Annotated in this window: 9 protein-coding genes; 7 read left to right on the top strand and 2 right to left on the bottom strand. The window is 72.4% G+C overall.

Features of this window, described 5'->3' with window-relative positions; all coding sequences use genetic code 11:
- The first annotated feature begins 4 nt into the window (after positions 1-4).
- From WMF19_RS32670 to glmM, 5 genes are all read left to right on the top strand, one after another.
- On the top strand, positions 5-670 hold the full coding sequence (locus WMF19_RS32670) for a CoA transferase subunit B (protein WP_272094708.1): 666 nt from the start codon (positions 5-7) through the stop codon (positions 668-670).
- Between the two features lie 10 nt (positions 671-680).
- The gene (gene accD, locus WMF19_RS32675) at positions 681-1,538 is read left to right on the top strand and encodes an acetyl-CoA carboxylase, carboxyltransferase subunit beta (protein ID WP_272094709.1); all 858 of its coding nucleotides are present in this window, start codon (positions 681-683) and stop codon (positions 1,536-1,538) included.
- On the top strand, positions 1,535-2,857 hold the full coding sequence (locus tag WMF19_RS32680; RefSeq protein WP_437893950.1) for a bifunctional folylpolyglutamate synthase/dihydrofolate synthase: 1,323 nt from the start codon (positions 1,535-1,537) through the stop codon (positions 2,855-2,857). The genes accD and WMF19_RS32680 overlap by 4 nt, the downstream gene beginning before the upstream one ends.
- A 21-nt stretch (positions 2,858-2,878) precedes the next feature.
- Complete coding sequence (locus WMF19_RS32685) at positions 2,879-3,994, top strand: SDR family NAD(P)-dependent oxidoreductase (RefSeq protein WP_437893951.1); 1,116 nt, start codon at positions 2,879-2,881, stop codon at positions 3,992-3,994.
- 211 nt (positions 3,995-4,205) lie between these two features.
- The gene (gene glmM / locus WMF19_RS32690) at positions 4,206-5,648 is read left to right on the top strand and encodes a phosphoglucosamine mutase (RefSeq protein WP_437893952.1); all 1,443 of its coding nucleotides are present in this window, start codon (positions 4,206-4,208) and stop codon (positions 5,646-5,648) included.
- A gap of 207 nt (positions 5,649-5,855) precedes the next feature.
- On the opposite strand, the gene WMF19_RS32695 is transcribed toward glmM, so the two are convergent.
- Complete coding sequence (locus WMF19_RS32695; RefSeq protein ID WP_437893953.1) at positions 5,856-6,863, bottom strand: ABC transporter ATP-binding protein; 1,008 nt, start codon at positions 6,861-6,863, stop codon at positions 5,856-5,858.
- A complete protein-coding gene (locus WMF19_RS32700; protein ID WP_272094714.1) occupies positions 6,860-8,287 on the bottom strand; it encodes a sigma-54-dependent transcriptional regulator in 1,428 nt (475 codons plus the stop codon). Before WMF19_RS32700 ends, WMF19_RS32695 begins: the two co-directional genes overlap by 4 nt.
- 342 nt (positions 8,288-8,629) lie before the next feature.
- Here WMF19_RS32700 and WMF19_RS32705 point away from each other — a divergent pair, with 342 nt between their 5' ends.
- A complete protein-coding gene (locus tag WMF19_RS32705; protein WP_437893954.1) occupies positions 8,630-11,581 on the top strand; it encodes a carboxypeptidase regulatory-like domain-containing protein in 2,952 nt (983 codons plus the stop codon).
- An 86-nt stretch (positions 11,582-11,667) separates the two neighbouring features.
- Positions 11,668-12,426 (top strand): hypothetical protein, encoded by a 759-nt coding sequence (locus tag WMF19_RS32710; protein ID WP_437893955.1) that lies wholly within the window; start codon positions 11,668-11,670, stop codon positions 12,424-12,426.
- The last annotated feature ends 41 nt before the right edge of the window (positions 12,427-12,467 follow it).

Below are 12,467 nucleotides of genomic sequence, written 5' to 3' on the forward strand. Positions count from 1 at the left end.
CACGATGGGACTCACGCGGGAACAGATCGCGCAGCGCGCCGCGCTGGAGCTCAGGGACGGCTACTACGTCAACCTCGGCATCGGGATGCCGACGCTCGTCGCCAACTACATCCCCGCGGGGATCGAGGTGGTGCTCCAGAGCGAGAACGGGCTGCTCGGCATCGGCCCCTACCCGATCGAGGGCGCGGAGGACCCGGATCTCATCAACGCCGGCAAGGAGACCGTGACGATGCTCGCCGGCTCCGCGATCTTCTCGAGCGCCGAGTCCTTCGCGCAGATCCGGGGCGGCCACATCGATCTCGCGATCCTCGGGGCCATGGAGGTCTCCGAGAAGGGCGATCTCGCCAACTGGATGATCCCTGGCAAGATGGTGAAGGGGATGGGCGGGGCGATGGATCTCGTGGTGAGCGCGAAGCGCGTCGTCGTGATCATGGATCACGCGGCGAAGAACGGCGCGCCGAAGATCCTGGACGAGTGCTCGCTGCCCCTCACCGGGCGGGGCGTCGTCCACCGGATCATCACCGATCTCGCCGTGCTCGATGTGACGCCCGAGGGGCTCGTGCTGCGCGAGCTCGCGCCCGGCGTGAGCGCCCGAGAGGTGCAGGAGAAGACACAACCAACGCTCCGGGTCCCCTCCGACGTGAAGGAGATGGACCTGCGGAGCGCCTGAGGGCTCGCCGATGACCTGGCCTGAAAAGACCCTGCCGACGACCGACGCGAGCGAGAAGCGCTCGCTGGGAGCGGGCGTGTTCCGTCGCTGCGACGGCTGCTCGCACACGCACGACGCCGCCGAGCTCGCGCGCACCTTCGAGGTGTGCTCGCAGTGCGGCCACCACCACAAGCTCGACGCCGACGGCTGGCGGAGGCTGCTGCTCGACGACGGCGAGCTCGCCGCGTGGGACGAGCACCTCGTCCCGAACGACCCCCTCCGGTTCAGCGACGGCAAGAGCTACAGGGACCGCGTCGCGGCGCTCCACAAGAAGGGCCGCGCGAAGGAGGCGATCGAGATCGGCCGCGGCAGGCTGGGCGGCCGCGACATCGCCTACGGCGCGTTCGTCTTCGCCTTCATGGGCGGGAGCATGGGCTCGGTCGTCGGCGAGAAGATCACCCGCCTGTTCGAGCGCGCGACGCGCGAGGAGCTCCCGGTGGTGCTCCTCCAGGCGTCGGGAGGCGCGCGGATGCAGGAAGGCATCCTCTCGCTGATGCAGATGGCGAAGAGCGTGGCCGCGCTCGAGCGGTACCGAAAGGCGCGGCTGCCGTTCCTGTCGGTGCTGCTCCACCCGACGACGGGCGGCGTCGCGGCGAGCTTCGCCTTCCTGGGCGACGCGAACATCGCCGAGCCCAAGGCGCTCATCGGCTTCGCCGGCCCGCGGGTCATCGAGAACACGATCCGGCAGACGCTGCCGGCGGGCTTCCAGCGATCCGAGTTCCTGCTCGACCACGGGATGGTCGACGCCATCGTCCCGCGCCCCGAGATGAAGGCGTACATCGGGACGCTGCTCCAGCACCTCACGTCCAACCGCCGGGCGCGGCGATGACCTCGGCGGCGCCGCGGCTGCCCGCGCTGCTCGAGGCGCTCGGGCAGCGGGCGCCGCGGGGGATGGAGCTCGGGCTCGGCCGGGTCCGCGAGGCGCTCTCCGCGCTCGGCGATCCCCACGAAGGCCTCCCCGCGGTGCACGTCGCCGGCACGAACGGCAAGGGCAGCGTGTGCGCGATGGTCGAGTCGATCGCGCGCGAGGCCGGGCTGCGGACCGGCCTCTACACGTCGCCGCACCTGTCCCGCTTCGCCGAGCGCATCCGCGTCGGGGGGGAGATGATCGGCGACGCGGCGCTCGAGCGCGCGCTCGCCGCCGCGCTCGAGCGTGTCCCCTCGCCGCTCACGTTCTTCGAGGCGCTGACGGTGGCCGCGTTCGTGGCCTTCCGCGAGGCGGACGTCGACCTCGCGATCCTCGAGGTGGGCCTCGGCGGGCGGCTCGACGCGACGAACGTGATCTCGGCGCCGCTCTGCACGGCGATCACGTCGATCGCGCTCGACCACCAGGCCGTGCTCGGCCCGACGCTGGCGGACATCGCCCGGGAGAAGGCGGGCATCCTCAAGCCGGGCGCTCCCGCGGTGCTGGGCCCCCTCGATCCGGAGGCCGACGCCGCGATCGAGGCTGCGGCGCAGGCGATCGGCGCCGGGCCTCGCCTCCGCGTCGCGCGGGCGGAGCGCGCCGGGAGCGCGGGCGAGATCGCGGTGGGGCGCGGCGGTCGCGGGGCGCGCGCGGCGCGCGTCGCCGGGCCGGGGCGCCGCGAGATCGAGGTGGAGCTCGGCCTCCGCGGCGCGCACCAGGCCGAGAACGCGGGCGTGGCGTGCGGCATCGCGTGGCAGCTCGCCGGGCGGTGGCCCGAGGTCGAGCGGGCGCTCGCGGGTGGGCTCGCCGCGGCCCGCTGGCCCGGTCGCCTGGAGCAGATCGACGCGGGCGGCGCACGTGTCCTGCTCGACTGTGCGCACAACCCGCACGGCGCGCAGGCGCTCGCGGCGTGGCTCGACGAGGAGGGTCCGGGGGCAGCGCTCACCACGCTCGTGTTCGGCGCGATGGCCGACAAGGGGTGGGGCGAAATGCTACAGACGCTCGCGCCACGAGCGCACCGCCGGCTCTATGTGACGCCGAAGGGCCGCGCGGCCGCCTCGCTCGATGCGCTGCGCGACGTGGCGCCGGGCGAGGCGATCGGCGATCCGCGCGCCGCGGTGGCGCGCGCGATCGAGGCCGCCGGGCCGGGCGGGCTCGTCGTCGTGGCCGGCTCGATCTACCTGGTCGGCGAGGTGCGCTCGGCGCTGCTCGGCATCGCGGCGGATCCGGTCGTCACGCTCTGAAGCGGGCGCGAGCAGCGCGATGTGCAGGCGCGTCGCTGCCGCCGGCGCGCGCAGCGTGGCACGGGCGATGCCGTCCTCCGCGGCATGGCGTTCAGGAAGCGGCGTTCTCCGGTGCTCTTCTCTGCGGCGGCCCTCGTGGCGGCCGCGCTCGCGCGGACGGCGTTCCGCGCCCTGCGGCAGCTCGATCTGCGCGGCCGGGTCGTGGTGATCACGGGCGGCTCTCGCGGCCTGGGGCTGCTGCTGGCCGAGGAGTTCGGCCGGCACGGCGCCCGGGTGGCGATCGCCGGCCGCGACGCGGAGGCGCTCTACCGGGCGGAGCAGCGGCTGCAGGCGCTCGGCGTCGAGGTGCACGCGGCGGCCTGTGATCTCGGCGACCGCGCCGCGGCCGAGGCGTTCATCGACGGCGTGGCGAGGGCGTTCGGCCGGATCGACGTGCTCGTCAACAACGCCGGTGTGATCCAGGTCGCGCCGATGCAGGACCTCCGGGTGGAGGAGCTCGACGAGGCGATGCGCTCGAACTTCTGGAGCGCGGTCCACGCGACGCTGCGCGCGCTGCCGCACCTGAGGCGGCAGGGGCGCGCGGCGCGCATCGTGAACGTGGTGTCCATCGGCGGGCGCGTCGCCGTGCCGCACCTGCTCGGGTACAACGCGTCGAAGTTCGCGATGATGGGCTTCTCGGAGAGCGTGCAGGCGGAGCTCACGCACGGCGGCGCGAAGGGCCCGCGCGTCACGACGGTGATCCCGGGGCCGATGCGCACGGGGTCGATCTACAACGCTGCGTTCGGCGGCAGCCCGCAGCACGAGTTCGGCTGGTTCGGCCTGGCCTCGTCCCTGCCGATCGCGACGATCGACGCGCGGCGCGCGGCGCGGCGGGTGGTGGCGGCGGCGCGCGAGGGGCGCGTCGAGGTGAAGCTCGGGCTGTCGTCGCACCTGCTGAGCTGGGCGCACGGCATCGCGCCACAGGCGACGGTGAGGCTGATGGGCCTCATCAACGCGCTCCTTCCGCCGCCCGGCGGCGGCGAGGGCACGACGAGGGGCCGAGACCTGCGCACGCCGGCGCAGGGGTCGGTCTTGCTGCGCCTGAGCAACGAGGCCGCTCGGCGCAACAACGAGGCGCCGCCGGAAGCGGCGCGATAGCGACCGCGCTGTAACAGCGGCGCGATAGCGACCGCGCTGTAACAGCGGCGCGATAGCGACCGCGCTGTAACAGCGGCGCGGTAGCGACCGCGCTGCAAATACGGCGCGATAGCGACCGCGTCACCGTCGCCGCGGCGGCGATTGGCCGTAGGCCTTCTTGGCAAAGGTTGCTAAGGGTGGTCTCCTCAGCCCCACACCACAGAGAGGGACCGTGCCGAAGCACACCAAGAAGGATCCTAGGGAGGGCGCTCCGTCGGCGACGGGCGAACCGCAGAAGCAGGCCGCAGGCCGCAAGCTCTTCGGCACCGACGGGGTGCGCGGCGTGGCGAACCAGCCGCCGATGACGCCCGAGATGGCGCTGCGGCTCGGGCGCGCGATCGCGTTCGTCGCGAGCCACGGGAAGTCGCGGCAGGTGCGGGTGGTGATCGGGAAGGACACGCGCCTGTCCGGCTACATGCTCGAGACCGCGATCGCGTCCGGCGTGTGCGCCATGGGCGGGCGCGTGATGCTGAGCGGGCCGATCCCCACGCCGGCGGTCGCGCAGCTCACGCAGAGCATGCGGGCAGACGCCGGGGTCGTGATCAGCGCGAGCCATAACCCGTATCAGGACAACGGCATCAAGATCTTCGGCCCCGACGGCTACAAGCTGCCCGACACCGCGGAGGAGGAGATCGAGCGGCTCATGGAGAGCCACGAGCTCGACGAGGCGCGGGTGGTCGGGGCGGCGATCGGCAGCGCGGTGAAGCTCGACGACGCGCGCGGTCGGTACGTCGTGTTCTGCAAGAGCACGTTCCCCACGGCGCTCTCGCTCGACGGCGTGAAAATCGTCGTCGACGCGGCGCACGGGGCGGCGTACCGCGTGGCGCCCTCGGTGTTCACCGAGCTCGGCGCGAACGTGACGGCGCTCGGCGTGAAGCCGAACGGCCGCAACATCAACCGCGAGACCGGCGCCCTGCACCCGGAGCACGTGAAGGCCGAGGTGCTGAAGCGCGGCGCGGCCATCGGCATCGCGCTCGACGGCGACGCGGACCGGGTGATCATGGTCGACGAGCGCGGCGAGGTCGTGGACGGCGACGCGATCATGGCGCTCTGCGCGCTCCGGATGCTGCGCACCGGCAAGCTGCCGCGGAACACGATCGTGACCACGGTGATGTCGAACCTCGGGCTCGAGCGGGCGCTCAAGGCCCAGAGCGGGCACGTCGTCCGCACGGCGGTCGGGGATCGCTACGTCGTCGAGGCGATGCGGAACGGCGGCTACTCGTTCGGCGGCGAGCAGTCGGGGCACCTCATCTTCCTGGATCACGCGACGACGGGCGACGGCATCGTGGCAGCGCTGCAGGTGCTCGCCATCATGATGGAGGAGGACAAGCCGCTGAGCGAGCTCGCCTCGAAGGCGATGCAACGGGTGCCTCAGGTCCTGGAGAACGCGACGTTCGCGACGCGGCTGCCGCTCGACAGCATGCAGCGGACGCGGGTCACCGTGGATCGCATCGAGAAGACGCTGGGCGACAAGGGGCGCATCCTCGTGCGCTGGAGCGGGACGGAGCCGAAGCTCCGCGTCATGGTCGAGGGCGAGGACGCTTCGACCATCGGGGCGTACGCGCTCGAGATCATCGAGGCCGCGAAGCAGGACGTCGCTGGGGCATCGGCGTAGCCAGGGGCGTAGCTGGGGCTGACCGGCCCCCGGAGAGGGTGTCCTCTGCGCGGGGTGGGGGCCCCGCCGAACTCGGCGCACGGATGGATCATCCGGCGTTGCCGGATGATCCATCCGTGCGCCTCAAACATCGGCCCATCCCCCACCCCGCGCAGAGGACACCCTCTCCGGGGGCCTACGGCTGTCTGAGGGAGGCCACGGCGCTGGCTAAAGCGCGCGGCGCATGAAGAGGTCTTCCAGCGTCTCGCGGCGCGGCGCCACCTCGACGACCTGCGCGCCCGCCGCGAGCGACGCCTGCAGCACGTCGCGCACGCGCGCCTCGCCCTCCACATCGACCACCACGACGTCGCCCCGGCGCGTGGTCGCGAAGCCCTTCGCGCCGAGATCGGCCAGGAGGGCTTCGCTCGCGCCCGCCAGCGTGACCTCGGTGCGCAGCACGTCGCCCCGCAGCAGCTGGCGGATCGCGCCGCTCACCACCACCTGGCCCTCGCGCAGGATCGCCACGCGATCGCACATCGCCTCGACGTCGCTCAGGATGTGCGTCGAGAAGAAGATCGTCCGGCCCTGATCGCGCTCGGCGAAGATGAGATCGCGCACCTCCTTGCGGCCGACCGGATCGAGGCCGCTCATGGGCTCGTCCAGGATCAGCATCTCCGGATCGGCGACCAGCGCGGCCGCCAGCCCCGTGCGCTGCAGCATCCCCTTCGACAGCCGGCGCACCTGACGATCCGCGGCGTACCCGATCTTCACCTGATCGAGCACCTCCATCGCCCGCCTGCGCAGCGCCGCGCCGCGCATCCCGGAGAGGCGGCCGCAGAGCTCCACGAACTCGCGCGGGGTGAGGTAGGGGTAGACGTACGGGTTCTCCGGAAGAAAGCCGATCTTCCGGCGCGCCTCGGGCGACGGCACGCGCGCGCCGAACAGGTACGCCTCGCCGCCGGTCGGGGCGATGAGGCCCGTCAGCATCTTGATCGTCGTCGTCTTGCCGGCCCCGTTCGGCCCGAGGAAGCCGAAGATCTCGCCGCGCCGTACGCCGAAGCTCACCCCCTTGACGGCCTCGACCGCCTTCCGGCGCAGGAACCCCACCTGGAACGTCTTCAGGAGGCCGCGGACGTCGATCAGCAGCTCGCCGTCCAGCGCCCCTTCCCCGACGGAGCTGGCCGGCGCGGCACCCGGGTCGCGCGGCTCGACGATGCGCTCGGCTGCGTTGCTCATGCGCCCTCCTCCCCCTCGGGGATCTCGCCGGGCGCGCCGTCCCCCGGCCGCGCCCGGCCACGCGCGTTCGCCGCGCTGTACTCGTGCAGCTTGTACTGGATCTTGCGCGGGCTGATCCCGAGGATCGTCGCCGCCTTCGAGGTCGAGCCCTTGCACGCCTCGAGCGTGCGCAGGATCGCGTAGCGCTCCAGGTCGTAGATGGTGCTCCCGGGGACGCGCGGCATCGCGTCGACGGACTCGGTCGGCTCGGACGACATCTGCGCCGGCAGGTGCCGGAGCTCGATGCGCGCGCCGTCGCAGAGCACCGCTGCCCGCTCGATCGCGTTCTCCAGCTCGCGCACGTTGCCGGGAAACGAGTAGGACGTCAGCGCCGACAGCGCCTCGTCGGTGAAGCCCTCGATGCGCTTGCCGTTCTCCTGCGCATAGCGGCCGAGGAAGAAGGTCGCGAGCTCGGGGATGTCGCTCCGGCGCTCGCGGAGCGGCGGGATCTCCAGGGTGACGACGTTGAGCCGGTAATAGAGGTCCTCGCGGAACAGACCCTCGGCGATGCGCTGGCGCAGATCGCGGTTCGACGCGGCGAGGATCCGCACGTCGACCTTGAGCGTCTCGTTGCCGCCCACCCGCTCGAGCGTCCGCTCCTGCAGGAAGCGCAGGAGCTTCACCTGCGTGGCGAGCGGGATCTCGCTCACCTCATCCAGGAACAGGGTGCCGCCGCTCGCCTGCTCGAAGCGGCCCTCGCGGCGGCCGACGGCGCCGGTGAAGGCCCCGCGCTCGTGGCCGAACAGCTCGCTCTCGAGGAGCGACTCGCTCAGCGCGGCGCAGTTCAGCCGGACGAGCGGCGCCTTCGCCCGCGGGCTGGCGCGGTGGATCATCTCGGCGATGAGCTCCTTGCCCGTGCCCGTCTCGCCCACGATCAGCACGCTCGCGCGGCTCGGCGCCACCTGCTCGACCAGCCGGAGGACCTTCGCCATGCTCGGGTGGCTCGCGATCACGTGCCCGAACGCGTTGCGCTCGCGCAGCCGCTCGCGGAGCCGCGAGTTCTCCTGGAGCAGCCGCGCCCGCTCCACCGCGCGCTCGACCACGACCGCGAGCACCGAGAAATCGAGCGGCTTCGTCAGGTAGTTGTACGCGCCCTTCTTCACCGCCTCGACCGCGCTCGAGATGGTGCCGAACGCCGTCATCACGACGAAGGTCGCGTCCGGCAGCGCGAGCTGCGCCTTCTCCATCATCCGGATGCCGTCGAGCCCGGGCATCTTCAGATCGGTCAGGACCACGTCGGGCGCGAACTCCTCGAGCTTGCCGAGCGCCTTGAAGCCGTCGGCCGCGGTCTCGGTCGTGTACCCCTCCTCGCGGAGGATCTCGGAGAGCGCCGCGCGCGCGTTGGCCTCGTCGTCGACGATCAGGATGCGCCCCCGGGATGCCATGGTGATGGCTTTCCTAGCATGCGCGCCTGCCGGATTGGACGGCTGCTCGGCGCCGGCCGAGCGGCGGCGGGGCGCCGGGGCGCTCTGGTCGAGCACGTTTGCGACCGGGGTGCCGGCGCGGCGGCGCAGCGCCGTGACGCGCGCAGAGGAGGCCGAAAGACGCGGCATCACCGCGCGGTGATGCCGGACTTATCGAGCCGCGCGGCGCGCCTGTCGCGGAGCTGCTGCCAGCGAAAACCGCTGTTTCACGCGCCGCCCGGAGTGATACAACGGGCCGCGCGCGAGGTCTCCACCGTCCCGATTGGCGGGCGTTTCCTTGTTCGACCTCGCGGGTGAGGCTCGATGCATACGCTTCGGAAGGTGTTTGCCGACAGGCCCCGGCGCGCTGCGCTCACGGCGCTGCCGCTCGTCGGCTCGCTCACGCTCGCGGGCGCTGCCGAGGCGCAGCAGCCGCAGCCGCCCTTCGGACCGCAGCCGATTCCGGGCCAGCCCACGCAGCCGCCCTTCGGACCGCAGCCGATGCCGGGCCAGCCCGCGCAGCCGCCCGGCGCTTTCGGGCCCGAGCAGCCTCCCGCCCAGCCCGGCCCCTTCGGGCCGCAGCCCACCCAGCCCGGCCCCTTCGGGCCGCAGCCCGCCCAGCCCGGCCCCTTCGGGCCGCAGCCGGGCTTTCCGGGCGACGCTCCGCCGCAGTTCGGCCCGCAGCCGGGCTTTCCGGGCGACGCTCCGCCGCAGTTCGGCCAGCAGCAGCCTGGCCAGCCGCCGCCGGACGCGAACTTCTCGTTCGGCGCGCAGGCATCGGTCGGTGATCAGGGCCTCCAGGCCAGCGCGGCGGCGCCGAGATCCACCGCGTGGGACGAGGAGGAGCGCGCGCTCTCCCTCACCGCACAGCCGAACCTGTGGGGCTCGACCGGCCTCCTCAGGACGTCGTACGCGGGCTCGGGCGCGCCGGGCACCTTCCGGGTGTCGTTCCTGCTCGACTGGTTCTCCACGAGCGGCTTCCTCTGCGATCCGGCGGAGTCGACGCTCGCCGGTTACCCGATCACGTGCGGTCCTGACGCGAAGGAGGACTCGGCGAGCCACGTCGGAGCGTTCTTCGCGCTGAACGCGACCCCCCTGCCCTTCCTCGAGGGGTACGCGTCGATCCGCACGTTCGCGAACGCGAACGATCAGGGTCGTCCGCGGCTGCTGCAGGTGCTCGGCGACACGACGTTCGGCGTGAAGGCGTTCACCCCGACGAAGATCGGCAAGCCGTTCTCCTTCGGCGGCGAGGCGCAGCTGCTCCTGCTCAACGGGACCGGCGAGGTCGGCCTCGCCGGCGGCGGCACGAGCGCGGTCTTCCGCGGGCTCGCGTCGCTCGATCTGCGCAAGCCGCAGGGCAAGGGGTTCCCGCTGCGGGTGAACGTGAACCTCGGCTACAAGCTCGACAACTCCGGCGTCCTCGTGGAGGAGGTCGAGAAGGCGCGCGCGAAGGCGTTCACGGACGGGCGCGAGCGGCAGCCGATCTCGCGGATCGAGCGGTTCGGGCTCGGCATCAACCGCGTCGACTTCTTCCAGACGCACCTCGGCGTCGAGGTGCCGCTGCCGAAGGTGCAGCCTTACCTCGAGTACACCCTCGACATCCCGGTGAACCGGCAGGGTTACGAGTGCCACACGAAGACCGTGTCGCGCGGCGACGTCTGCCTCGGGCTCGACGACTTCGCGTCTCCTGACCCGCAGAACCAGGGCGGACCGGGCTATGCCGCGGCGCCGTCGCGGCTGTCGCTCGGCGTGCGGGTGACGCCGTTCGAGAAGGCGTTCCGCGGGCTCTCCGGACACGCGGCGTTCGATCTCGGCCTGTCGGCGACCTCCGTGTTCATCGAGGAGGTCGCGCCGCAGGCGCCGTGGACGCTCTATCTCGGGATTGGCTATGCGTACGATACGAAGCAGAAGGAGCCGCCGCCGGCCGCTGCGCCGCAGATCATCAAGGAGCCGCCGCAGCTCGTGCCGGCGCCGCAGAGCTTCGCGCGCGGCTTCGTGCACGAGCAGAACAAGCCCGACGCGGCCGTGGCAGACGCCATCGTGACGATCGAGGGCGCGGCTCAGCCGCCGTACGCGACAGGGCCGGACGGCCGCTTCCTCACGAGGCACCTCGAGCCGGGGACGTACACGTTCAACATCCGGGCGAACGGGTACAAGCCCGGCACCTGCCAGGCGACGATCCTCCCTGGCGGGGCAGCGCCGGGGCAACCCGGGGCGTTCGGCCCGCAGCCCGGCGCCTTCAGTCCGCAGCCCGGGCAGCCTGGGCCTTTCGGTCCGCAGCCCGGGCAGCCGGGCGCCTTCGGTCCGCAACCCGGACAGCCTGGGCCTTTCGGCCCGCAGCCCGGCGCCTTCGGTCCGCAACCTGGCCCCTTCGGTCCGCAACCCGGGCAGCCCGGCGCCTTCGGTCCGCAACCTGGGCAGCCCGGCGCCTTCGGCCCGCAGCCGGGCCCCTTCGGTCCGCAGCCGGGACAGCCCGGCGCCTTCGGCCCGCAGCCGGGACAGCCTGGGCCTTTCGGCCCGCAGCCCGGGCAGCCGGGTCCCTTCGGTCCGCAGCCGGGAGGGCCCGGCGCTGCGCCGAGCCCGACACAGCCGCAGGGGCCGACGTTCGTGGACGTCGACTGCTCCCTCGAGGCGCTGCCCAAGACGGGCAACATCGTCGGAACGGTGAAGGACGCGGAGAGCGGGGACGCGGTCGCCGGCGCGACGATCCGGCTCGTCGACGCAGCAGGCCGCGAGCAGACGGCGACGGCCGACGGAAGCGGAGCCTTCCGCTTCCCCGACCTGCCGGCCGGCGCGGTGACGCTCAAGGTCGAGGCGCAGGGCTACATGAACCACGTCAACGAGGCCGACGTCCGGACGAGCGAGGACACGCGCGCCACCCTCACGGTGAACAAGCGGCCGAAGATCTCGCTCGTGAAGGTGCTGGGCAACGAGATCAAGATCTCGCGGCAGATCCACTTCGAGACCGACTCGGCGAAGATCCTCGGCGACTCGAACTCGCTGATGGAGGAGATCGCGGACGTGCTCCAGCGGAATCCGAACATCCGCAAGGTCGAGATCCAGGGGCACACCGACAACACCGGCGGCCGTGAGCACAACCAGACGCTCAGCGAGGCCCGGGCGAACGCGGTGCGCGCCTGGCTGATCCGGGCCGGCGTGGACGGGTCGCGGCTGCTCGCGAAGGGCTATGGCCAGGACCGCCCCGTCGCGCCGAACGTCACGCCCGCCAACAAGGCCAAGAACAGGCGCGTTCAGTTCATCATCGTGGAGAAGTGAGCCAGGTCCGCCGCCGGGCGGGCCCCGCATCCGGCCGCGCCTCGGCGTCGCTTGTCGGCGCCGGGGCGCTGCGATAGGGCACGCGCATGATCAAGCAGGTCGTCGCGACCGCGCTGGCGATGGTCGCGGGTTGCGCGGCGCCCACCCCGGCGCCCGATGCCCGGCCGGCCGAGAGCGCCCGGCCCTCCTCGGTCGGCGCCGCGCCCACGGCGGCAGCAGCGACGCCAGGCGCCAGCGCGGCCGAGGCGGCGTCAGCGCCTCGGCCCGAGGACGCAGGCGCGCCGGAGCCGCCGCAGGACGGGGGCGATCGCGCGGCCGAGGCGCCCGCGGCCGACGCGTCGCCCGGCCCAGGAGCGGAGGCGAGCGCCGGCGCCGACCCCAGCGCCGCGACATCCGCCCGCGCGGACAACAAGATCCTGCCGGCGCTCGAGAACGAGGAGCTCACGGCGCGAGCCAGGGCGTTGTTCGACGCCATCGTGAAGAAGGAGCCGGCGCTGGCCGACCCCTTCTGGTTCCCCAAGGAGCCGTTCATCCCGCTCAAGGACGTGAAGGACCCCGGCAAGTACTGGGACAACCTCCACGCCGCTTACGCGAACGACGTGAAGTCGATGCATCGGAAGCGCAAGAGCTGGGAGGGGGCGCGGTTCGTCGGCTTCGTGTTGGGGTCCAAGCCGAAGTGGGTGCCTCCTGGGGACGAGGTCAACAAGATCGGCTATTACCGCTCCTTTCACGGCAAGCTGAAGTACGAGATCGACGGGAAGCCGGCGAGCCTGGACGTCCACACGATCATCTCGTGGCAGGGCCGCTGGTACATCACGCACCTCGGCGACTTCAAGAAGCACTAGGCGTCCGCGCCCGTTCTTGTGGACGCTGCGCGGGCGCGCCG

The organism is Sorangium sp. So ce124, from assembly GCF_051525235.1.
Lineage (GTDB): Bacteria > Myxococcota_A > Polyangia > Polyangiales > Polyangiaceae > Sorangium > Sorangium atrum.

Coding starts and splice junctions, on each gene's coding strand:
- accD (WP_272094709.1), top strand. CDS start 681: ATGACCTGGCCTGAAAAGACCCTGCCGACGACCGACGCGAGCGAGAAG.
- WMF19_RS32700 (WP_272094714.1), bottom strand. CDS start 8,287: ATGGCATCCCGGGGGCGCATCCTGATCGTCGACGACGAGGCCAACGCG.
- WMF19_RS32680 (WP_437893950.1), top strand. CDS start 1,535: ATGACCTCGGCGGCGCCGCGGCTGCCCGCGCTGCTCGAGGCGCTCGGG.
- WMF19_RS32695 (WP_437893953.1), bottom strand. CDS start 6,863: ATGAGCAACGCAGCCGAGCGCATCGTCGAGCCGCGCGACCCGGGTGCC.
- WMF19_RS32705 (WP_437893954.1), top strand. CDS start 8,630: ATGCATACGCTTCGGAAGGTGTTTGCCGACAGGCCCCGGCGCGCTGCG.
- WMF19_RS32670 (WP_272094708.1), top strand. CDS start 5: ATGGGACTCACGCGGGAACAGATCGCGCAGCGCGCCGCGCTGGAGCTC.
- WMF19_RS32710 (WP_437893955.1), top strand. CDS start 11,668: ATGATCAAGCAGGTCGTCGCGACCGCGCTGGCGATGGTCGCGGGTTGC.